This is a genomic window from Streptomyces sp. MMG1121 (genome assembly GCF_001280015.1).
GTDB lineage: Bacteria > Actinomycetota > Actinomycetes > Streptomycetales > Streptomycetaceae > Streptomyces.
This window is the reverse complement of the sequence record NZ_LGDV01000207.1, coordinates 65,802-87,737: the sequence shown is the minus strand read 5'-3', so window position 1 is coordinate 87,737 and position 21,936 is coordinate 65,802. Positions and strand designations below refer to the sequence as shown.

The 21,936-nt window shown below is 68.7% G+C and carries 19 protein-coding genes and 1 pseudogene; 14 read left to right on the top strand and 6 right to left on the bottom strand.

Features of this window, described 5'->3' with window-relative positions:
- The first annotated feature begins 147 nt into the window (after positions 1–147).
- From phoU to ADK64_RS28640, 8 genes are all read left to right on the top strand, one after another.
- Positions 148–816 carry a phosphate signaling complex protein PhoU gene (gene phoU / locus ADK64_RS28670; RefSeq protein WP_053663528.1) on the top strand — a complete coding sequence of 223 codons (669 nt, stop codon included), beginning with the start codon at positions 148–150 and terminating at the stop codon, positions 814–816.
- 575 nt (positions 817–1,391) lie between these two features.
- Complete coding sequence (locus tag ADK64_RS28665) at positions 1,392–2,198, top strand: transposase (protein WP_234384735.1); 807 nt, start codon at positions 1,392–1,394, stop codon at positions 2,196–2,198.
- Positions 2,199–2,498: 300 nt separating this feature from the next.
- The gene (locus ADK64_RS43550) at positions 2,499–2,627 is read left to right on the top strand and encodes a hypothetical protein (RefSeq protein WP_267888571.1); all 129 of its coding nucleotides are present in this window, start codon (positions 2,499–2,501) and stop codon (positions 2,625–2,627) included.
- Positions 2,628–2,835: 208 nt separating this feature from the next.
- Positions 2,836–3,078 (top strand): DUF5302 domain-containing protein, encoded by a 243-nt coding sequence (locus tag ADK64_RS28660; RefSeq protein ID WP_053663526.1) that lies wholly within the window; start codon positions 2,836–2,838, stop codon positions 3,076–3,078.
- A gap of 954 nt (positions 3,079–4,032) precedes the next feature.
- Entirely contained in the window at positions 4,033–4,236 is a 204-nt protein-coding gene (locus tag ADK64_RS28655) for a cold-shock protein (protein WP_014145516.1), read from the top strand.
- Positions 4,237–4,584: 348 nt separating this feature from the next.
- On the top strand, positions 4,585–6,081 hold the full coding sequence (locus ADK64_RS28650) for a DEAD/DEAH box helicase (RefSeq protein ID WP_053663524.1): 1,497 nt from the start codon (positions 4,585–4,587) through the stop codon (positions 6,079–6,081).
- 46 nt (positions 6,082–6,127) lie between these two features.
- Positions 6,128–6,529: a CBS domain-containing protein gene (locus tag ADK64_RS28645; RefSeq protein WP_053663522.1), complete on the top strand. Its 402-nt coding sequence runs from the start codon at positions 6,128–6,130 to the stop codon at positions 6,527–6,529.
- Between the two features lie 54 nt (positions 6,530–6,583).
- Positions 6,584–6,910, top strand: a complete 327-nt coding sequence (locus ADK64_RS28640; protein WP_053663520.1) for an SCO5918 family protein — start codon at positions 6,584–6,586, stop codon at positions 6,908–6,910.
- Positions 6,911–6,966: 56 nt separating this feature from the next.
- Here ADK64_RS28640 and ADK64_RS47600 read toward each other — a convergent pair.
- The 3 genes and pseudogenes from ADK64_RS47600 to ADK64_RS28630 all read right to left on the bottom strand — a co-directional run.
- Positions 6,967–7,123: pseudogene (locus ADK64_RS47600) on the bottom strand (IS30 family transposase); the annotation flags it as partial.
- Positions 7,124–8,333: 1,210 nt separating this feature from the next.
- Positions 8,334–9,452: a fatty acid desaturase family protein gene (locus tag ADK64_RS28635; RefSeq protein WP_053663518.1), complete on the bottom strand. Its 1,119-nt coding sequence runs from the start codon at positions 9,450–9,452 to the stop codon at positions 8,334–8,336.
- Positions 9,453–9,459: 7 nt separating this feature from the next.
- Entirely contained in the window at positions 9,460–10,515 is a 1,056-nt protein-coding gene (locus ADK64_RS28630; protein WP_053663516.1) for a ferredoxin reductase, read from the bottom strand.
- Positions 10,516–10,602: 87 nt separating this feature from the next.
- Between ADK64_RS28630 and ADK64_RS28625 the strand changes: the two genes are divergently transcribed.
- Both ADK64_RS28625 and ADK64_RS48500 read left to right on the top strand, forming a co-directional pair.
- Positions 10,603–11,742 (top strand): PucR family transcriptional regulator, encoded by a 1,140-nt coding sequence (locus ADK64_RS28625; protein ID WP_053663514.1) that lies wholly within the window; start codon positions 10,603–10,605, stop codon positions 11,740–11,742.
- Positions 11,739–11,867, top strand: a complete 129-nt coding sequence (locus tag ADK64_RS48500; RefSeq protein ID WP_267888569.1) for a hypothetical protein — start codon at positions 11,739–11,741, stop codon at positions 11,865–11,867. The genes ADK64_RS28625 and ADK64_RS48500 overlap by 4 nt, the downstream gene beginning before the upstream one ends.
- 414 nt (positions 11,868–12,281) lie before the next feature.
- Here the strand turns inward: ADK64_RS48500 and ADK64_RS28620 are convergent, their stop codons facing one another.
- A complete protein-coding gene (locus ADK64_RS28620; protein WP_234384734.1) occupies positions 12,282–12,857 on the bottom strand; it encodes a hypothetical protein in 576 nt (191 codons plus the stop codon).
- An 11-nt stretch (positions 12,858–12,868) separates the two neighbouring features.
- Here ADK64_RS28620 and ADK64_RS28615 point away from each other — a divergent pair, with 11 nt between their 5' ends.
- Positions 12,869–13,516 (top strand): transposase, encoded by a 648-nt coding sequence (locus ADK64_RS28615; RefSeq protein WP_234384733.1) that lies wholly within the window; start codon positions 12,869–12,871, stop codon positions 13,514–13,516.
- A gap of 99 nt (positions 13,517–13,615) precedes the next feature.
- Here the strand turns inward: ADK64_RS28615 and ADK64_RS28610 are convergent, their stop codons facing one another.
- The gene (locus tag ADK64_RS28610) at positions 13,616–16,189 is read right to left on the bottom strand and encodes a hypothetical protein (RefSeq protein ID WP_053663510.1); all 2,574 of its coding nucleotides are present in this window, start codon (positions 16,187–16,189) and stop codon (positions 13,616–13,618) included.
- Positions 16,190–16,889: 700 nt separating this feature from the next.
- On the opposite strand from ADK64_RS28610, the gene ADK64_RS28605 reads away from it, so the two are divergent.
- The 3 genes from ADK64_RS28605 to ADK64_RS46155 all read left to right on the top strand — a co-directional run bounded on the left by ADK64_RS28605 (position 16,890) and on the right by ADK64_RS46155 (position 21,549).
- Positions 16,890–18,419 (top strand): alpha/beta hydrolase, encoded by a 1,530-nt coding sequence (locus ADK64_RS28605; protein ID WP_053663508.1) that lies wholly within the window; start codon positions 16,890–16,892, stop codon positions 18,417–18,419.
- A gap of 814 nt (positions 18,420–19,233) precedes the next feature.
- Positions 19,234–20,712 carry an alpha/beta hydrolase gene (locus ADK64_RS28600; RefSeq protein WP_053663505.1) on the top strand — a complete coding sequence of 493 codons (1,479 nt, stop codon included), beginning with the start codon at positions 19,234–19,236 and terminating at the stop codon, positions 20,710–20,712.
- A gap of 516 nt (positions 20,713–21,228) precedes the next feature.
- Positions 21,229–21,549 carry a hypothetical protein gene (locus ADK64_RS46155; protein WP_159046350.1) on the top strand — a complete coding sequence of 107 codons (321 nt, stop codon included), beginning with the start codon at positions 21,229–21,231 and terminating at the stop codon, positions 21,547–21,549.
- 12 nt (positions 21,550–21,561) lie between these two features.
- On the opposite strand, the gene ADK64_RS48715 is transcribed toward ADK64_RS46155, so the two are convergent.
- On the bottom strand, positions 21,562–21,936 hold the full coding sequence (locus ADK64_RS48715) for a tail fiber domain-containing protein (RefSeq protein WP_053663503.1): 375 nt from the start codon (positions 21,934–21,936) through the stop codon (positions 21,562–21,564).

Genomic DNA, 21,936 nt, shown 5'->3' with positions numbered 1-21,936 from the left:
GCCTGTCCCATGCACCTCGCAGTGCTTCCATGGTCCCCCGGATCTGGGTAGCCGCCAGGTCGCGCCAGGCGGCCACCGCTCCATGCGCGATGTGTGCGAGCCTGGCAACGGGCGAAGGCCGGCACACGACTGGACGGTGAGGACGCGATGCGGGAGACCTACCACGAGGAACTGGCCTCGATCAGTGACGGCCTGGTGGAGATGGCGAACCTGGTCGGCTCGGCCATCGGCCTGGCCACGACCGCTCTCCTCGATGCCGACCTGCAGCTTGCCGAGAGCGTGATCTCAGCCGACGAAAAGGTCGATGACCTCCAGCGCGACCTGGAGAACCGGGCGATCACGGTGCTGGCACGGCAGCAGCCGGTAGCCACGGATCTGCGGGTCGTGGTCACCTCGCTGCGCATGAGCGCGGACCTGGAACGCTCTGGTGCCCTGGCCCAGCATGTGGCCAAGCTGGCCCGGATGCGGTATCCCGACCGGGCGGTGCCGCGCGATCTACGACGAACGGTCCTGGAGATGGGCCAGCTCGCCCAGCGCCTGATGGCGCAGGCCGCCGAAGTGATCCTCACTCAGGACGTCAATGCGGCACTCCAGCTGGAGAAGGACGACGACCGCATGGACGAGCTGCACCGCACGATCTTCCAGCACCTGATGGACGACCAGTGGCAGCACGGCGTGGAAACCGCCGTGGACGTCACACTCGTCGGCCGCTACTACGAGCGGTTCGCCGACCACGCGGTCTCGGTGGCCCAGCGCGTGGTCTACCTGGTCACGGGCGAACGCGCAGACGAGCTGATCACCGACACGCCCGCATGACGCCCGTCAGGCTCGGCGAAGGTGCCCGCCTGGCCGGCCCGCAGCAGTCGCCCACTCGGCGGGCGTCGTATGGGCAGGCCGCGCCCCGGCCATGAGCATGGGCGCATGGTGGAACACACGACAGTCGTGCACACCCTCACCCGGAACAGAACCCACCGGGGAGGATGGATCGAGCATGACCCGACCGGGCACGCAGTGGTGCGATGTACCTGCGGCCTGGACAGCGGCAGCGTGCCGGAAACACAGGCAGTGCAGATTGCCGATGAGCACCGCCGGACGGCCGCAGAAGCCCGCGTCTAAAAGAGCACTTTATTCCGGCAGAGGTGTCTGGTTCGAGGTTCAGGTGTAGCGCCAGTTTGGGTGATCTCGGCGTCGGACATGGGCATCACGGGCCCTGGCGGGCGGCGCCCGACCCGGATGCCCCGCATGAGGTTGGTGAAGACGCGCCCATTCCTGACGCATCGGTCGCTCGGGCACCCGACCAAGAGCCATCAGAAGCGCCCTAGCCAGCGAGGCGTTCTTCGCCGCGCTGTTCGGGGTCAGCCCTGTCGAGCGTTCGTCTGACCGTTCGGGCCATGGCCGACGAAGGACCGCTGGCAAGGCGGGCCACACGGCTGTCCGTGCTCGATGCGCAGGCTGCTGCGCGGGCCGTGCTCAGTGGTCGCGCTCGGGCCCGGGCCAAGTCCGGCGACGGTCCGGTGCACAGCGCCCGGTTGTTCAAGCTTGCCAAGGACTCCGCGGTCAAGGCCCGTACTCAGGCGATCAACCAGCTCAAGGCCGTCCTGGTAATCGCCGATCCCGCCCTGCGGGAACAGCTGTCCAGCCTGGGCAATGCCGAGCTGTTCCGCACCTGCGCACGCCTCGGCCCGCCCGACGGTGAGGGAGGCGAGAACGCGGTGGCACAGGCCACCCACCTGACGTTGCGCATGCTCGCCGAGCGCATCGAGCAGCTCACCGCTCAGATCGACGAGCTGAACCAACGCCTGACCCGGCTCGTCGAACGCCACGCCCCACAGCTACTCGAACAGGTGGGCATCGGCCCGGACAGTGCCGTCACTCTCCTGATCACCATGGGAGACAGCCCTGAGCGACTGAACACCGAGGCGTCCTTTGCTGCCCTTTGCGGAGTCAGCCCCATCGAGTACTCCTCAGGCCGTCGGAGCACGCGCCGGCTCAACTACGGCGGCGACCGCCAGGCCAACGCGGCCCTGCACCGCATCGTCTTCACCCGCCTGCGCCACGACCCGCGCACCCAGGCGTACTACGAACGCCGCACCCAGGAGGGCAAGACCCGCCGTGAGATCGTCCGATGCCTCAAGCGATACGCAGCCCGCGAGGTATTCAACCTGTTCAGACCGGTTGCCCGCACCCCCGCGTCATAGGGGCGTCGGTGAGAGCTGCGCTCGACGGCAAGCTCCTACAGGCGCGGCCGGCGGGGGCTTCCGGGCGGGTGTGCTGCAGCTCCGGCGTCGGCACCGCTGCCCCCGGTTTCTCCTCCCTGCGCCCTCGCGTCGAGTGCTCGGCAAATCCGGCCGGGGCTCTTGGCGACCAACAGTCATAGCCTTCGCCCTTGCAAAGTCGAACGCTCCGGGAGTTGTCTGAGGCGATGCCTGCCCCCGCCGAGGGGCGCACGGGCTTCTCGTCCGCAGGCTGTTCATGGTCGCGGAAGCTGCGACAGGACTATGTGCACCGGGCGGGCCGCACCGCCCGCGCCGGTGAGTCCGGCCGCCGGCGGCAAGTCCCGAAAGGCGGGCGAGGCCCGCAAGCTCGCCGAGGCCCGCAGGGCCGCCCTCGTGCGTCGCAACGGCTGAGAGCCGTTGCCCTGGCAGCCTGGCCACGGGATCGACAACCCTCGGCCCGGCCCGAAGCCGTCCTGTGTGCCTCACCTACGAAGTCAACACCTTTGGCCGCGGGAAGGACGCCCGCCGAAACGGAGCAGGATGATGTTGTCGGCGCCTCGCACTGCGCCCGGCATGACAAGCTGTGCTTGCCCACCCCCCCCGAACCCAGGAGGTCACCATGACCGCAGAGCCCGTATCTACGGAAGGTTCGGAGCCGGCTGCCCCCGAGACGTCCCCTCTGGAGCCGGACAGCGACGGCAACTACGACCTCAAGCGCAAGTTCCGCGAAGCCCTGGCGCGCAAGCGCGGTGCGCAGGCGGATGCCGCTGATGTTGCCGCCAAGTCCGATGCATCGAAGGTGCGTTCTGCGCACGGCCCGGCTGCGAGCCAGCGGTCGTTCAGGCGCAAGAGCGGCGGCTGAGTCGCTGAGTCCCGCGATCTAACCGCTTCACCGGCACTCGCGCTATCCACTCGCGCGTCCCGTGCAGTGGCCCGCGACATGCGCATGCCCGTGCGCGCGTTGCGGGCGGCGCATCGCCGGGGGCTCGCCTGGGGGAATGGCCCAGATGCGGTTGGCTCGGGTCGGTGGCGCCGCCGAACTGGAATTCCGGGATGAGGGCACTGCCTTGTCCGAGGGTACGCGGCCGGTGTTGCGCGCCTTGCGTGCCCCTGTACCGCTGTGAAAAACGACTGCGGCTGTCGAAGTTCCTCGCCGTCCGGGCCTGAGGCTCGTACGGCGGGCCACAGCACCGTCTCTTCCATGAAGGCATGGCTGAAGACCAGCGGCACCGCCTGCTTCAGAACGCGTTCCCGCTGGTGAAGGTCGTCGAGGGTCAGGTAGTGATCCGTCAGCCGCCGTTTCCTCGTGCTCACGGCGTTGCCGCACCAGGATGCTGCTGTTTCCACCGAGCTGATCGACGGTCTGGTCCTTGATGGTCTTCGATATGGCCGCTCCCGTGCGTGTGCCCAAGACGGGCCGTGACGCTTGCCGGAGCCACCCTGATCTCCACGCCCGCTCGCACCATCCCTTGGGGGAGCAGCCCTTACGCTGGGCGCACCCCCAAAACCTCCCGAAGCGTTGCGCTTCGGCTGGGTCAATATCTGTGCCCGCGAGCTGAGGTTTCAACGGGACAGGCAGACAGATTCTCTATCGCATTAAGTGGGGTGGGATTCTTCAGCGTACACAGGCCGCTTCGGCGTGCTACTGTCGATCTCAGTTGCAGTTGTGGTCCCAAAACTTCAAGTGTCCTCCGGGTGGCGCCTGTGCCGTTGGAAGCGCTTGTTATTCGGTCTTTTTCCCGACGGGGTGATCATCGCGGCGACACGGGGTCCGTGCAGTGCGGATCCCGATGCACTGCCCCAGAGGAGAAATGACATGGCTGCTGGTACCGTGAAGTGGTTCAACGCGGAAAAGGGCTTCGGCTTCATCGAGCAGGACGGTGGCGGCGCTGATGTGTTCGCCCACTACTCGAACATTGCCGCCCAGGGCTTCCGCGAGCTGCTGGAGGGCCAGAAGGTGACCTTCGACATCGCGCAGGGCCAGAAGGGCCCGACGGCCGAGAACATCGTTCTCGCCTGACGCTGACTGTCGCGTACTTGTAGCTGGGGCCCGCGTCCTTCGGGGTGCGGGCCCCAGCTACTCGCATTTTTCCGCAGTGGTTTCGCCTGCGGACGACAACCAGGAAACCCGTAGGCTCACCGCATGCGGAGCATCCTTCAGGGGCGCACGCATCCCTTCATAGCTTCATCGCGGTGGACTCCCGAACATTGCGTCCGCTTCACGCCACTCATTCCAGCTCCTGTGCCCGCACGGATTTTTCGTCGGCCAGATTCGCTTTCGCATTCCATCGGTCCATTCTTGCAATTCTCCGTTCTGCTGATCGCTGCGGGAATTCCTTGATATGTGCCGCATCGAGGAAGGTTCCGCATGAACCGCACACGCACGAACGACCGCTTCACCCGCACCCGTAACGGCAGTGCCGAATCCGGAAGGGGTGGCAGCCGATTCGGTTCGTCGGCCAGGAGCCGCTCCGCCGGGTCGAGCCGTTCCGGGAGTTACGGCCGCCGGCCCGCCGCGGTCCAGGGGGAGTTCGCGCTGCCCAGGACGATCACTCCCGCGCTTCCCGCCGTGGAGGGCTTCGCCGATCTCGACATGCCCGGGCCGCTGCTGGGTGCGCTCAGCTCGCAAGGCGTGACCGTACCCTTCCCGATCCAGGCCGCCACCCTGCCGAATTCCCTCGCCGGCCGCGACGTACTGGGCCGTGGCCGCACCGGCTCCGGCAAGACCCTCGCTTTCGGGCTGGCGTTGCTGGCCCGTACGGCCGGGCAGCGCGCCGAGGCCAGGCAGCCGCTGGGGCTGATCCTCGTACCCACGCGTGAGCTGGCGCAGCAGGTCACCGACGCGCTCGCCCCGTACGCCCGCTCCGTGAGGCTGCGGCTGGCCACGGTGGTGGGCGGAATGCCGATCGGCCGGCAGGCGAGCGCGCTGCGCGGTGGCGCCGAGGTCGTCGTCGCCACACCGGGACGCCTCAAAGACCTCATCGACCGCGGCGACTGCCGGCTGAACCAGGTTTCCATCACCGTCCTCGACGAGGCCGACCAGATGGCCGACATGGGCTTCATGCCGCAGGTCACCGCCCTTCTCGACCAGGTCCGCCCCGAAGGCCAGCGCATGCTGTTCTCCGCCACGCTCGACCGCAACGTCGACCTGCTCGTGCGCCGCTACCTCAGCGACCCCGTCGTGCACTCCGTCGACCCTTCGGCCGGCGCGGTCACGACGATGGAGCACCACGTGCTCCACGTTCACGGCGCCGACAAGCACACGGCCACCACCCAGATCGCCGCACGCGACGGCCGTGTGATCATGTTCCTCGACACCAAGCACGCCGTCGACGGCCTCACCGAGCACCTCCTGAACAGCGGGGTACGGGCCGCCGCCCTGCACGGCGGGAAGTCGCAGCCGCAGCGCACCCGCACGCTGGCACAGTTCAGGAGCGGGCACGTCAACGTGCTGGTAGCGACCAACGTCGCGGCGCGCGGCATCCACGTCGACAACCTCGACCTCGTCGTCAACGTCGACCCGCCGACCGACCACAAGGACTACCTCCACCGCGGCGGCCGTACCGCCCGTGCAGGAGAGTCCGGCAGTGTCGTCACCCTGGTCACACCCAACCAGCGCCGCGGCATGACTCGCCTCATGGCAGCGGCCGGCATCGTCCCGCAGACCACCCAGGTCCGCGTCGGCGAAAAGGCCCTGCACCGCATCACCGGCGCTCAGGCCCCCTCCGGCATCCCGGTCGTCATCACCGCACCGGTGGTTGAACGCCCCAAGAAGCGCGGCGCCACCTCACGCGGTCGGCGCCGCCCCGTCTCGGCGGCTCGCCGTGCGGTCGTACGGCAGTCCACCGCAGGTGCGGCTGCATAGAACCTTCGTGATCAGGAAGCCGGCTCAACTTCGCAGGAGGCACTCTTTGACGCTGGACCAGATGCAGTTCCGCTCAACACGTACCAACGTCGTGCAGCCGGCGGCCGATTCCGCGGACGCGGCCGGACCGCAGGTCTGGGAGGACATGACCGTGGAGGTGGCACTGTGCGTGATGACCGCCGCCCGTACAGGTCATCTGGTCGTCTGCGACGAGGACGGTCTGCGCACCGGCCTGGTCACCCGGGCCGGGCTCACGGCCGTTCGTGACGGCTCCGGATACACGGACCGGATCCGCCTGCGGGACATCGCCGACGTCATCGGGCCTTTCGCCTCGCCGCTGGCCACGAGGGCCGAAGCCGAGCGTGCGATGCGCTGCTGCCGGCTCGGGGCCCCGCCCGTGGTCGACGGACACGGCAACGCTCTGGGCGTCCTCGCCCTCTCTCGCTGAACCGCCGTCACCCCTACCCGGCCCCTTCTTCTCGTCTCCCTGGAGGCAGGCATCATGCGCTGTGTCATCGCTCGCTTCCCGTTCGACCTGACCAAGAGCGGCGTGGTGGAATTGATGAAGGGCGTCACACCTGAGCTGGTCACCGGTGAGTTCGTCATCATCGGACGACGCCACTACCCCGCCAAGCAGGTCGGCCAGGTCATCACCCGCCAGGACCGCCGTGATTTCAGCACCGGCGAAGTCCTCAGGGCCATGACCCAACTCGGATTCACCTGTCGCACCCGCCCTACCGCCGCATCTGCGCCCCTGGCCGACCCGTACGGGCTGGCTTCCGCAACGCTCGGCGCTCCCCCTTTCCGCCTGACGTACGGACAGGTGTGAGTCGAACCGAACCGTGAGGCCTCACCGGCGTGGGCGAATTCCAGGCGGTGAGTTGATCAAGCCGCGAGCAGTTTAGACAGACGCTCGGCTGGGGTCTCCCAGCCGAGCGTTTTGCGTGGGCGGCTGTTGAGTTCGGTGGCGGCAGCGTCCAGGTCCTCGCGGGTGTGGCGGGACATACTGTGCCCTTGGGCAGTACTGCCGCAGCAGGCCGTCGTCAGGGCCGCCATCGTGCTGGCCGACGACCCCGGCGGAGATCCGGCCGGCCGCCTGCTGTGACCGTCCCTGGGCGCCGGAACCTGCCGCAGGTGTCTACCGGCCCGCCAGGTAGCCGGCGCCCCGCTCGGCTACCTCATGGAGAGTCCGCCGCCGGGCCGGTGGCCGATCCCGCCAGCCAACGCCCTCCAGGTCGTCGGCCGCCCGCTGAGCCGCCTCCTCCAACGACCCCCGCCGCGGCCCCCTGCTGCGGCGAGCCTCCCGCAGTCGTTCATGGATGCAGGCCAGCCAGCCTCCGCGCGCACCGGAACCCTGTGGATCACTCACGGGTCAAGATCATCCCATGGCCCGTTTGGCGCGTACCTCGGCGGCCCGGGCGGCGGACCGGGCGCCGGCACGAAGACACGGACGACGCTCCCGGCCCGCCACCGACTGACCCCGCCATCGGCCCCTGAAGCGAGCGCCCCTGACTCCCACAGGGCAAGGACCCCGGCGATCACCACGCTGGGGTCCTTCTCCGTCCAAAACGGTTCCACCAGTCCCGGGCCGGAGCCCTGCCAGCGCGCCGGTTGCCCATCGGCGGCCCGCCAGGCCCAGTGAGGCACACGCCTGCCGTGTCGACGTCCGTGCCGTCCCGCGCGAACTGGCACGATGGTTCTCATGCAGCCGCTGCCGGTTCCCTGCCCCGCCGACCTCATTTCCGATGCGACGGGCATGGCGGCCTTCGAAGCGGCGTACCGGCAGGCCAAGGAGCAGGACACCCGGGCAGGCGTCCGGGGGCGGACGCCGATGTGCACGAGGTGAAACCCGGCGACGAGTCGGTCCTGATGTCCAGCCTCATCACCGGCCCACCGGGTCGGCCCGGGCGGCCCGGTGGCGAGCGCTGCGCCGGGCATCCCGCAGCACTCCAGCAGCTGACCTGCCGCCCGAGCAGCAACATGACGGCCACGGGCATCAGAAACGCGGACAACCCGGTGTACCGGCCAAAGGAGGAGAGAAAGTCCGTCAGACATGAAGCTCATTTGACGCTCCGGCCGCCTCACAGCCCGCGCCCAAGGCAGGAAACCCCCATGTGATCTGCAGATTCTCCTCCCGTCCACACACCTTGTGACGTGTTTCCGATGACGCATCACGTGGAGTGCGTGGCGATTCTGGAGCCTGCGGACAAGGGCGCCTGACCTCGGGTTCGTGAGCCAGGCGTTTGTGACAATCAGGCGGCGACGAGCTCCTGCTCGCGGTCCGGCGTCTTGACGTTGGGCTTCTTGTTCGGCAGCGAGAGCCGGAAGACCTTGCACCACGCGGAGAACACCTGTTTGGGCAGCGGTCCGGTGACGTACTCCAGCTCGTACTTCTCGAACAGCGCGCGCACCTTCACAGCGACCTCGGCGTACCGGTTGCTCGGCAGGTCCGGGAACAGGTGGTGCTCGATCTGGTGCGAGAGGTTGCCGGTCATGAAGTGCATGGCCCTGTTGCCGCTGATGTTCGCCGAGCCCATCATCTGGCGCAGGTACCACTGGCCGCGTGTCTCGCCCTTGATCGACCGGCGCTCGAAGACCTGCACGCCCTCGGGGAAGTGCCCGCACATGATCACCGAGTGGGACCAGATGTTGCGGACCAGGTTCGCGGTGAACGTGGCGGCGAGCGTGGGGAGGAACGACGGGCCCGACAGCAGCGGGTGGATCACGTAGTCCTTGAGTACCTGCTTGCGGATCTTGCGGCCCACGGCCTTGGCCCGCTCCCGGAACTCCGGGTTCTTGCGGCGGCGTTTGTGCAGGTTCTTGCCGAGCTCCAGGTCGTAGGCGGCGATGCCGTACTCGAAGAAGCAGGCGTTGATGAAGTTCCACAGCGGCTGGCCGAGGTGGAACGGGTGCCACTTCTGGTCCTCGTCGACGCGCATGATGCCGTAGCCGAGGTCGTTGTCCTTGCCGATCACGTTGGTGTACGTGTGGTGCAGCTCGTTGTGCGAGTGCTTCCACTGGTCGGCCGGCGAGACGTGGTCCCATTCCCAGGTGGTGGAGTGGATCTTCGGGTCGCGCATCCAGTCCCACTGGCCGTGCAGGATGTTGTGGCCGATCTCCATGTTGTCCATGATCTTCGCCGCGGACAGCCCGGCGGTGCCGAGCAGCCACGCGGGCGGGAACATCGAGAACAGCAGCACGCCCCTGCTGACCAGCTCGAGCTTGCGCTGCGCCGAGATGACCCTACGGATGTAGGCGGCGTCCTTCTCGCCGCGTCCGGCGATCACCTCGTCACGGATCGCGTCCAGCTCGCGGCCGAGTTCCTCGATCTGCTCCGCCGTCAGGTGGGCGGTGGGGTCGATGGCGGTCAAGGTGCTCCTACCGTTCGATGTCGCAAGGGCCCGCCGCGGCGGACACACAGGTCTGGATGAGGACGCCCGGCTCGGCCTCGGTGATCTCGCCGGTGCGCAGGTCGCGGACGGCGCCCGCCTTGAGCGGCGTGACGCAGCCGAAGCAGATGCCCATGCGGCACCCGGAGGGCATGAGCACGCCGGCCTCCTCGCCGACGTCCAGCAACGGCGTGGCGCCGTCCGCGTCGACGGTCGTGCCGGTGGCGCTGAACGTGACCTCGCCGCCGTCGCCGGTGACGACGATGCCGGGGCGGAAGCGTTCGATGTGCAGGCGCTGTTGTACGCCGTGCTCGGTCCAGTGCTCTTCGGCGGCGTCGAGCAGGCCCGCGGGCCCGCAGGCCCAGGTCTCGCGCTCGGCCCAGTCGGGCACGAGTTCGTCGAGACGGGCGATGTCGAGCACGCCGTCTGTGTCGGTGTGCACCTCGGTGAGCCGCAGCTTCTTGTCCGCGACCAGGTCGTGCAGTTCGTTGCGGAAGATCACGTCTTGCGGCCGTGGCGCGCAGTGGACCATGACGACGTCGTCGAACTCGGTGTCGCGCAGCATGCCCATCACGGGTGTGATGCCGCTGCCGGCCGTCAGGTAGAGCACCTTGGCGGGCTTGGCCTGCGGCAGCACGAAGTCACCGGTCGCCTGGTCGAGCTGGATCAGCGTGCCCGGTTTCGCCCTGCGGACCAGGTGGTTGCTGACCTTGCCGTCCGGGATCGCCTTCACGGTGATCGTGACGCGGCCGTCCTGACGGTTCGTCGGCGAGGTGATGGAGTAGGCACGCCACAGGCGCACCCCGTCGACGTCGACCCCGATCCGCACGTACTGACCGGCCGTGTGGCCGCGCCAGCCCCGTCCCGGCCTGATCACGATGGTCGCGGCGTCATCCGTCTCGGGGTGCACGGCCTCGATGCGCCCCCGCAGGTCAGCGCCCGCACGCAGTGGGCTGACCAGGTCGAGGTAGTCCGACGGCAGCAGCGGCGTCGTGACCATCTCCAGCAGTTTCCACGCCCTGCTGCGAAGGGCTGCACTCGTCATGACCCCAGCTTGCTGCGTCTCAGGGCGTAAAGTCCTGACCGTAGGATGTGAATCTGGTGGGTGGAATTGTTCGCAGGGAATAAAAACGTGAGTCGTGTAACCCAGAGGGCCAGCGAACTGGCCCTGGATGAGACGACGGTCACCGCACTTCGGGCCGCGCTGAAGACCACCGCCGACGAGGTCGTCCAGGCGATCATCGACGAGGTCCCTCCCTACGCCAACGCCCTTTCGGGCAGCATGGGCGGCACCATCCGCCGAGCCGTTCGCACCGCCCTCGGGCACTACCTGGACCTCGCGAGCGGGAACGCCACGGGCGGCGACGGCGGTGACGCGGCCTACGAGCTGGGCCGCGGCGAGGTGCGCGACGGACGTTCGATGGACGCCCTGCTCAGCGCCTACCGCGTCGGCGCCCGCGTGGCCTGGCGATGCCTGGCAGCGGGCGCCGTGTCCGCAGGTCTGCCCGCCGCCGAGGTCGCCAAGTTCGCCGAGCTGACCTTCGCCTACATCGACGAGCTCTCCGCCGCGAGCGCCGCGGGCCACGCCGACGAACTGGCCGCCCGGGGCAGGGCCCACGAGCGCCACCTGGAACACCTGGCCCGCGACCTCCTCGCCGGCGCGAGCCCGGACGTGCTGCTGGCCTCTGCTCAACGGGCCGGGTGGCAGCCTCCGGCTTCGCTGACGGCGGTCCTGCTGCCCGCCGCCCAGGCCCGGCCCGCCTACCGCGCGCTCGACCCGAGCACCCTCATCCTGGACGATCTGCCGGACGCCACCGGTGTGCTGCTCGTCCCCGATGCCGACCGATCACATCTCTTGCGGCAGCTGACCGACCGCACCGCCGTGGTCGGCCCGGCCCGGCCATGGACGCGTGCGTCGGCCTCGTACGCACGAGCCGTACGCGCGTGCTCCCTCTCCTCTGATATTCGCGACACCGAGGACCACCTGCCCGAACTGGTGCTGAGCGCCGACGCGGACGCGTTCGCAGACCTGCGTACCCGAGCCCTCGCACCGTTGCGGACCTTGCCCGTCGCGACCGCACGGCGGCTGGAGGAGACGTTGCGGGCGTGGCTGCTGCACCAGGGCAGGCGGGACGAGGTGGCGGCGGCGTTGTTCGTCCATCCCCAGACAGTCCGGTACCGGATGTCGCAGCTGCGGGAACTGTTTCCGGATCTCGCATCGCCACACCGGGTCCTTGAACTGACGCTGGCGGTCGGTCTTCGGGCCAGTTGACGCGTACTTCGACCGTCCACGAACGCCCGGCGGATCCCGGCATCCTGCTCGGTGTCTACCTGGACGTCCTTGCAGCCGGGACGATTCGGGTGAGCGACGCGATCCAGGTGCAGCAGGTCGGCTGACAGGGAGCGTTCCACCACGAGTCGCCCACCTGCCGATCCGTCAGGCCCGCGTCTGGCACGACCAGCCACACCCGGTCGCGACTGAGCGGGAGTTGGCCGAGGAGGACGCCGGTCGCGTCGAGCACGGTGTTGGCGAAGGCTGGAACGACCGGGTTGAAAGGGCGGACTGTCGGCCGTGAGGCCCGTTTGACTTCCTGGGCACCCACATGCATGACGATGGGCCAGGAAATGGGATCTGACCTCGGGTTTTCCGAAGACCGCTCAGGTCGACAACTTTCCGATGACCCACCAGGTCGGTGTGCCGCGATTGCACCGGTCGCGATGAGCTCCTGAACTGCGGTTGTGGGCGCACAATGTGCGGTGCGGGCGTTCAGTAGGTGGGACCGTAAGGGCTCCAGTGCCCGAGGAAGGGTTTCAGGTCGTCGGCTTGTGGCTTGGGAACGTCGGGCACCGGGGCGGTGTGTTCACTGGGTCGAGGCGCTCAACGGTGGCCGCTGCCCAGCTGATCCGTTCCTCGGCGTCGGTTCTGGGCTGGGCCGGAGGCATGGCCTCGACTCGCGTGCGTACGGTGCTCACGTATTGGGTCAGTCGGGTGGCGTGGCGCCATGCCGCTTCCTGAGCTTCTAGGTGCCTGACGCGGTACGCCTCCGCGTACCGGATGCGGGCTTGTTCCATGGCGGCTTCCCAGCGGATGCGTTTCTGGCGTGCCGCTTCGGCCTCGTCCTGGCGTCTGCGTTCGGCGGCTTCGCCGCGAAGCGTGACCTCCTGTGCGATCTCGGGGAGCTGCTCTTCGAGGGCGCTGCCGGGAGCGTCGGCCCATTCGCTCGCCCGGTGTGGCTGGCCGCCGCTGAGGATGAAGCGAAGGAGCTCGGATGGGGTGTAGTCGAAGCGGGGGATTCTGACCCAGGAGTGCTTCTTGGCCTCGGCGAGTTCCTTCTCGGTGGCGACGTGCTCGGCCCGGTCCTGTTCCTGGAGGACGAGAAACCCCACTGGCTGGCCCTGTGCGGGCCCGCACCCAGGCGATCAACCAGCTCAAGGCCGTCCTCATCCGTGCCGATCCGCAGCTGAGGGAGGAACTGGCCGGGCTGGGCAACGCAGAACTCTTCCGCACCTGCGCAGGGCTCGTCGACGACAGCCTGAACCATGAGACCGGCGAGGGGGCCGCGCTCCACGCCACCCACGTGACCCTGGGTCTCCTGGCCCGGCGCATCAGGCAGCTCCGCGAAGAGGTCAAGGACCTGGAGGGCCGCCTGACCCGGCTGGTGGAACGCCACGCTCCCCAGTTGCTTGAGGTAGTGGGCATCGGTCCGGACACAGCCGTCACTCTGCTGATCACGATCGGGGACAACCCGGAACGCCTGGGCAATGAGGCGTCCTTCGCGGCGCTGTGCGGGGTCAGCCCCGTCGAGCGCTCCTCGGGCAGCCGGCAGTACCGTCGCCTCAACCGCGGCGGCGACCGGCAAGCTAACGCGGCCCTGCACCGGATCGTGCAGACCCGCCTGCGCGTCGACCCGCGCACCCAGGACTATTACGAACGCCGCAGCAAGGAGGGCAAGACCCGACGCGAGATAGTCCGAAGCCTCAAGCGCTACGCGGCCCGGGAGGTCTTCCACCTGGTCAGACCTGTGCAGTCGCAACCTCCGTTATAGGGGCAGTCGTGACACCTGACTGCACGACGAAGCCCCGGGGTGCGGCCGTCTGGCGGTCCAGTCGACGCCGTCACCGCGCCGTGCGCGCCGCCGGCCGGCTCACTTGCTCAGCCTCAGCCTCCACAGCCCTCGCCCGTGTGTCGCGGCGACCACGGTGTCACCTGAGGGAAGGAGGGTGATGTCGGTCGTGACCGAACTGGGCAGCCCGTGGCCGAGCCGGGACCAGCGGGTCGGGTTCCTGACGTCCGCGACGTAGACGAGGTGGTCGGTGGCGAGGATCAACTGTCCCTTCGCGATGACCATCGCGTCCGCCGGGACGTCGGGCAGGTTGCCGCTGATGTCCCTCCAGGTCGCCCCGCCGTCCAGTGACTCGAAGACGTGCCCGACGCCGCCACCCGGGATCCACTTGCGTGAGTACGCGCCGTAAACGGCATATACGTGGGCTGGATGGGCCGGGTCGCTGACGATCCTGGTGACGTAGCGGTTCGGCAGGTTCGGTGCGGTGATGGCGTGCCAGGTGCCGCCGTAGTTGGTGGCGATGCCGCTCTTGAAGCCGTTTCCCTCCTCGTCCGAGGGCAGGCATGGCCCGCACCAGCCGACATAGTCGACGCCGTTGTCGGCTTCGACCGCGGTCGTCGAGGCGGTCTCGCCGAGGTCGTAGACGGGCTGCCAGTCGCATGTCCCGGCGGCCTTCGCGCAGACGGTGTCGAAACCCTTCTGGCTCTCCCATACGTACCGGCCCGAGATCACCCAGCGGTTGCCGTTCGCCCTGTCGGCGGTGAACGGGGCGATGAACTGCATCTTCGGATCACAGCCGGCGATCGGCGCACCGATCTGGCAGCTGGGGCTGATCTCCCGGAACGCCGCGGCTGTGCCGTCGGAACGACCGCCGACGGTGGTGACCGCGATGTCGCCGTAGGTGTATTCGACGGCCGCGCGGTCGGCGTTGTCCGGGTCCACGATGACATCGCCGCCGTCACCGGCGAACGGCTGGATCACGTCGTGGGAGTTGCCGCGCACCAGGGTTGCGCCGTTGTCCTGCAGACCTCCCCACAGTGCCGTTCCGCCCTGGGGGTCGTGACCTGCGCCGACGTAGAAGTACTGGAGCGTGTGCAGGCCGGCGTTGAGGTCGTGCCAGCCCGTCGTGGCATGGTCGGTCGTCAGCCGGGTCCACACGCCGCCGTCGCTGCCCACGTACAGCCGGCCCTCGTCGTTGATCGCGATGGCGTGCTGGTCCGTGTGGACGGTGGGCGGGCAGCCCGTGGCGGTGCCGTAGCAGGGCAGTGTGTAGTTCCAGAAGGGTGCGATCGTCGTCCAGCTCGCGCCGCCGTCGCGGGATTCGTAGATTTCCTCCAGGCCGATGTAGACGTGTTGCGGGTCGCGTGGGTCGACCTTGACGTACTGGTTGTACCAGGAGCCCACCCCCGGCTCGTAGGTGGACGGGAAGGACTGGGCGGATCCGGATCTGCCCAGCGTCCCGGCGTCCGCGACGAGCGTCCACGGCCCGTTCGGATCGCCGTTCGCCGACTTGTACACGCCCTTGAGCGAGGTCGACTGCATCGGCGAGGGGCGCTTTCCGGCGGTGTAGGCGGGTGACTGGATCACCGCGTACAGGGCGCTGCCGTCGTAGGCGTAGGCGAGGCTGGTGCGGCCGATGTCGGAGTCGTCGAGCCCGGCCGGCCGTATCCGCTGGAAGGTACCCGGTGCGCCGCCCTTCGTGGACAGGTAGAGGCCGTCGTAGGGGGTGCCGTTGCGGAAGCCCAGTGCGGCCAGCACGGTGGCGCCGTGAGTGCCCGGCTGGACGGTGACGCTGGAGATGATCGAGGTCCGCGTGGGGTCGTTGTCCGGGTTGGGGTCGGGGCTGAGCACGCGTTGCCACGGCGTGTCCAGCCCGCGGGAGAGCTGGTGCCGCCACAGGCCGTGGCTCGTCGCAGCGAACACGTACGAGCCGTTCGTCGTCAACGTGCCGACCTGGGCGTTGAGGAGCTCGGAGCCGCCGACCCGCTGGAAGGTCCTGCCGTGGTCGGCGGAGCGGTAGACGCCCTGGCCCGTGTAGTTGTCGGCGCTGGTGTTGGCCTCACCGGTGCCGACCCACAGGGAGTGGTCGGCGGGATTCACCCACAGGGAACCGATCGACTCGGTGGACGCGTGCTGGAACCCGGGTGTCCATGTCTTGCCCGTGTCCTTGGACCGCCAGACGCCCCCGTCGGCGAACCCGGCGTAGACCCACTTGCCGTCCGTGGCGAGTGCGGACGCCCTGCCGGTCACCAGGCCCCAGCCGGAGCCGTAGTCGGAGTAGGACGGGTCGGCATAACCAGGGGTCTCGCTGTCGGCCGACCCGCTGGTCACCTCGGACCAGGTGCCGCCACGCACAGGGAGCCGGTCGCCGGCGGCCGCTCCCGCGGCGAGGGCGGCGCCGGAAACCGTGGCGGACGGTGCCGTACGTGCCGCGGCGAACTGGAGGGTTCCGGCGACCGGGTCGTCAGGATCACCGCCGTCGTCGGCCGGTCTCATGCCGCCGGTGTTGCTCAGGTGGACCTGCCTGGCGAGCGCGGCGAACTGACGGTCGGCGGACGGATGGTGGGTTCGGGGGGCGGCAACTCCGGGTGTGCCGCCGGTGAGAACCGCCGTGGCCACCATGGCGGCCACGAGCAGGCTGGGGCGAGGGAGCATCACATGCCTCCTGGGCGTCAAAGCGCGTGTTGTGTCGCGCGGTGCTCCCGCCACCGCAGGACCGGGTGAGCGTAAAGGATCAGTCCACGGCTTGCATAGCCTCAATTCGGTTTCCCACGAATGGGGTTGGACCGTGCCAGGCGTCACCCACTGGACTTGGCTCGGAATCGTGGCCACCACCCGCCCGGTCCCGGTTGCGCCGGAAGGTCCGGTGTGCGCGCCTGCGATGAGCGGATACCGGAGATGACGTGCGGGAACACGGCTTGCGGTGTGGCTGCGTGGGAACCGTCGAGGATGCCGGAAGAGGGCAGTCACCTGTCGGTGGCGGCAGTATGCCGGAATTCTCGACACACCATCCATAACGCCGAGTTATGGATTTCTGACGTCTCCCCGGCGGCACACAAGCGGCCGAATACTTCTCCTCAGGTAAAGCGCCTCTCGGAAGTGCGCGGCCTACCGGGCCAGGCTTCCCGTCCGGACGACTAGCTCCCGCCATGTCGCCCGGACGGGAGCCACGGCCGCCGTCCGGGACGGCCTGCTGTACGCGCCTAGTGGGTCACAGTTGAGTAACGCGCGCCGGAGGATGGTATGTGACATTGCATAGCGGCATGATGCCTCCATGACAAAAGCTAGAGTCCTGTTATCGGTCGTCGCCGTCCTCGGCGGAGTCTGCGCGGGCATCGTCCCTGCTTCCGCTTCCATGACCGCGTCAGGGGACACCGGCCAGGGCAAGCTCACCTGGAGCTCCTGCCGCGACGCGACCACTCCCGCGCTGCAGTGCGCCATGCTCGAAGTGCCGCTGGACTACACGCAGCCGAACGGCACCAAGATCAAGATCAAGGTGAACCGGCTCCCGGCCACCGCGCCCAAGAGCAAACGGCAGGGGCCCATCCTTCTGAATCCCGGCGGTCCCGGCGACTCCGGTCTCTGGATGCCCGCCTACGTCTCCGGAAAGATTCCCCAGGACGTCGCCTCGACCTACGACTGGATCGGCTTCGACCCACGGGGCACCAACGCCAGCGAACCCCACGTCACGTGCGACGCACACTACTTCGACGCCGAGCGGCCGGACTACCAGGTCAGCCAGGGTACTTCGCAGGCGTGGCTGGAGAAGTCGGCCACGTACGCCGCCGACTGCGCCGCGAACTGGAGCTGGTTCCTGCCGCACATGACCACCGTCGACAACGCGCGCGACATGGACAGCATCCGGCGGGCACTCGGCGTCCAGAAGATCAACTTCTACGGCGGCTCGTGGGGCACCTCGCTGGGCTCGACGTACGGCCAGCTGTTCCCCTCGCACGTGCGCCGGATGGTGCTGGACAGCATCGTCGGCCCGACCATCAGCTGGTACGACCACAACATCCTGCAGGACAAGGAGCACCAGCGCCGATTCGACGCCTTCGCGGCATGGACCGCCAAGGCCGACTCGGTGTACCACCTGGGCACTGACGCTCCCACCGTGGAGCAGAAGTACTACCAGGTCGAGGCCGCGTTGCGGACCAGCCCGGTGGCTGCCGCCCCGGCCCCCGGCAAGATCGGGCCCGCGGAGTTCGAAGACACCTTCTACGGCGGCGGCTACAACTTCCTGCGCTGGCCGCAGATGGCAACCGTGCTGTCGGCCTATCTCACCAAGAACGACACCCGCCCGCTGCAGATCGCCTACAACCGCTATGCGGCCCCGGGCGCCGACGACGGCACGTTCCCGGCCTACAACGCGGTCCAGTGCACCGAGAACACCTGGCCGCGCGACTGGGAGTTCTGGAAGAGGGACCAGGCCAAGGTCAACGCCGCCGCGCCCTTCTACACGTACAACAATATGTGGTACAACGCCGCCTGCATGTTCTGGCCCTACCAGGGCGACCCGGCCGGCCGGCTGAAGATCACCGGCAAGGGCCTGCCACCCGTCCTGCTCTTCCAGGCCACCGAGGACGCCGCCACCCCCTATCCGGGTGCCCTTGCCATGCACAAGGCGCTGCCAGGTTCCAAACTCGTCGTCCAGAACGGCGGCAGCTTCCACGAAATCCTCTTCCACGGCAACGCCTGCCTGGACGACACCTTCACCGCCTACCTGCGAGACGGCCGCCTCCCCACCGGCAAAGGTGTCATCGCCAAGACCTGCGCACCCGAACCCGACCCCACCCCGGTCTACGTGACGCCGCCCCCCGCCGCCGCGAAAGCCGGGCCTACCCTCCCGGCCACAGATCCTCAATCCGTCCACGGCATCAGGTGACGCAACGCAACGCTCCCGCTGGGTAGGAGTGTCGGGCAGCCCGGGGCAACGGCACCCCCAGGCTGCCGGCCACGATCGTCGGCACGTTGGTGTGCTGCCCCGTGGTGCGGACAGCCGTGGAGAGGCAGGGATGCCATGAGTGGCGGGAGGATGGGTGGGTGCTGTCCCGGGTCCGGGGTCTGACTCATGATATTTCTGACCAAAGTGTCCCGGTGTCACAGTGTCGACCGTTGGCCGGGGATGGTCCGTTGTCGGTGCCGGGCCGACGGAACGTGTCCCGATAGGGGCCTGCCGGCTCGTTGCGGCGTCCTCACGATTCTGACCGCCCGACGCGGCCCGGTGCCGGCAACGCGACGCGCCGTCGGACCGGAATTCAGTAACTCCGGATCAGGCCGCCCGCGCGGCTGTGCTCCGGGCCTCGGCTCGGACAACCGCGTCGGCCATGCCGACGGACTCCACGGACACGCCTTCCACTGAGGAGAACGGCAGCTCATGCAGCTGCGGCCGCGCTTCGTCCACGGCGCAGCACTGTCGACCACGCAGCATTCCGGCCGGGCGATTCTTGCGATCTCAATCTCCGGCACACGAAGATCGACAGTCACGCTGCGTACGCGACCACGGAGTGGACCAGAGCCCACGACGAGTGACATGGCCAACCGGGCACGGCGTCGAGGTCCCGGTGATGCTCACAGATCCTCTCCATGGACCGCCGGGACGTGTGGCGAACCCGAGCCGAGGGGGTGGGGGCAGGCCCCCTGGAAACACGGATGTTGACCGGTTAGGAGAGCCGACGAAGATCAGCGAGGCTCTGGCCATGACGAAGAGCATCCGCAACGCCTCACTCCTCGCCGCCACCGCAGTCCTCCTCGGCCTGATCACTCCGGTCACGGCCTCAGCCAGTGCCGGCAGCCCGCTGCACTGGGCCAGGTGTGAGGGCACTGGCCTCGATCCCCGACAGGAGTGCGCGACCCTCACAGTGCCGATGGACTACGCCGACCCGAACGGCCCGAAGATCGACCTGGCGCTCTCGCGTATCCGCAGCGAGAAGCCGTCGGCGCACCGGGGCGCCTTGCTGCTCATCCCTGGCGGGCCGGGCGGCGACAGCCTCGACGCCCCGTCCGGCAAGGGGCAGAAGCTTCCTCAGGCCGTGCGGGACCAGTACGACCTGATCGGGTTCGCGCCGCGCGGCAACGCACCTTCCACCGCGGTCGATTGCGGGGTCGACCACGGCGACCTCGCCCTGACGGCGCTGCGGCCCTGGCCCGACGCCGACGGATCGGTCACCGGGAACATGGCCACCGCCCGGCGCATGGCGGACGCGTGCGCCCGCAACGGCGGCGCGTTGATACGACACATCAGTACGGTCGACAACGCCCGTGACATCGACCGCATCCGGGCCGCGCTGGGCGAGCGCCGCCTGTCGGCGTGGGGCGTCTCGTACGGGACATACGTCGGCGCGGTCTACGCCCAGATGTTCCCGCAGCGCACGGACCGCGTCGTCCTCGACAGCAACGGCGACCCCGACCCGGTCAGGGCGGAGCGCGCCTGGCTCGCCGCGTTCGAGGTGGGCGTCGAGGACAACTTCCCCGTCTTCGCCAAGTGGGCGTCAGCGCCCGGCAATCCGTACCGGCTGGCCGGCACGGCCGCCGAGGTGCGCCCGCTCTTCCTCCGTCTCGCCGCCCGCCTGGACCGCGCCCCGATCCCCTGGCCCGGCGCCAACCCGGCCGAGCTGAACGGCAACGTCCTGCGCCAGACCATGCTGAACAGCTTCTACGACCCCGACGACTACGCCGGTCTGGCCCAGCTGATCCTGGCCGCGCGCAAGGGCTCGGTCCCGCCCGCACCGCAGTCGCCCCCGGACACCGTGCTGCAGAACCTCACCGGCGTGGCCGCCGCCACCATCTGCAACGACGTCGCCTGGGCCCGGTCAACCGCTGTCTACCAGAAGGCCGTTGACGAGAGCCGCGCCAAGTACCCCCTGACCGCGGGCATGCCTCGCAACGCAATGGTCTGCGCCGCCTGGCCGTGGCGGCCGGAACAGGCGCCGGTGCGGATCACCGACCGCGGACCGGACGGCCGGATCATGCTTGTCCAGAACGAGCGCGATGTGGCGACCCCGCTGAGCGGCGCCCTCAAGCTCCGTACCGCCCTGGGCCGCCGTGCCGTCATGGTCACCGTCAACTCGACCGGTCACGAGGCCTACCTGGCCAACGGCAACGCCTGCGGAGACGAGACGGTCTCTCGGTTCCTGGCCACCGGCCGACGGCCCGGGGCGGACGTCTACTGCGAATGAGCGCACCCTGCCGCAGCGCCGGGCCAACGCGTGAAGTGCCTCCTTCGGCTTGCAGCGCCAGCCTGAACGGGCGTTACCGGGGCGGTGGATGATCGTCCTGGTGACGCCGTGACTGGCCGTGCCGGTCGGCCCGTACGCGAGCCGGCGTGCCCTTGCCGGCAGCCGAAACGGCCGCCGGCTGCTTGCGCAACCACCGTTCCCGACGCCACTGCCTGGACCGACACACCGACGAACAGAACTCCGTCCCGGGCCGGGCTCCTGGCCTCAGTCGTCCGCCGCAGTACCGGCAGATGCTTACCCTGGCCCGCCCTGCGCCCTCGGACACCAGGCCAGCGCATGACTCACGCTCCGCACAACCGGGCTTCAGGAACACTGAGGCGAGTTGGTACTGGTACGGGGGTGGTGTCGACGGCCGCCCCGCAGACGTGAGGGGGTCCCGGCCGCCGATGAGCTGCCCGCACCGGAGGGCAACCGCGGGGACTTCCTGACGCAGGCGGTGCCCAAGGTCGAGGCGACGTGGCGCAGCTCGCCTTCCAGCGCGCCTCCGGCGGCACGCTGGGCTCGGGCTTCAAGCTCACCAACATCGCCAAGGCCAACCTGGGCTTCCCGGTGACCGTCACGATGCCGTACGCGTACGTCAACGGCACCGCGGCGGCCCCGGGTACGTCTTCGTCGTCAGCAGCTTGCAAGGAACACCGCCCGCACCCGTCGTGCCGTGCCGCTCCGGCACCTACCGGTCTGCAGTGTGGGCCTCCCGCTGCCCCGCCTGACCGATCGGGATGCGTTCTCGTGGCGCTGTCGCTTCTTCACGGCGAGCAGCCGGCACGTTTCCCGTGACGCGCCGGGCCTTCAGACCGTGGGCCTGTCCGCGGCAGCTCGCAGGCGCTCGACTTCAGCGACGAGTTCGTCGACGCGGTGGTTGAGCGCTTGGATGCACACCATTGCCACCCCACAGATGTCGACGGTGGGGATGACACCCGTGTTCTCGTGGTGGAAGTCGAAGGCCGTGTGCCAGTCCTGTGCCATCGGCCCGATGTGCCGGACGTCCTCGGCCTCCCAGAGGTAGCGCCACGTACTGACGGGAAGGCCGACGACCGCCCTGAGGACTTGGTGACCGTTGACGGGGTGTCCCGGAGCCGGGGCGACAGCCTCGGCGGACGGTGCGTGGGGCGGGTGCCCATCGCCTTTGCCGGCTGTCCCGGGTCGTCGGGGCAGGAAGCGCAT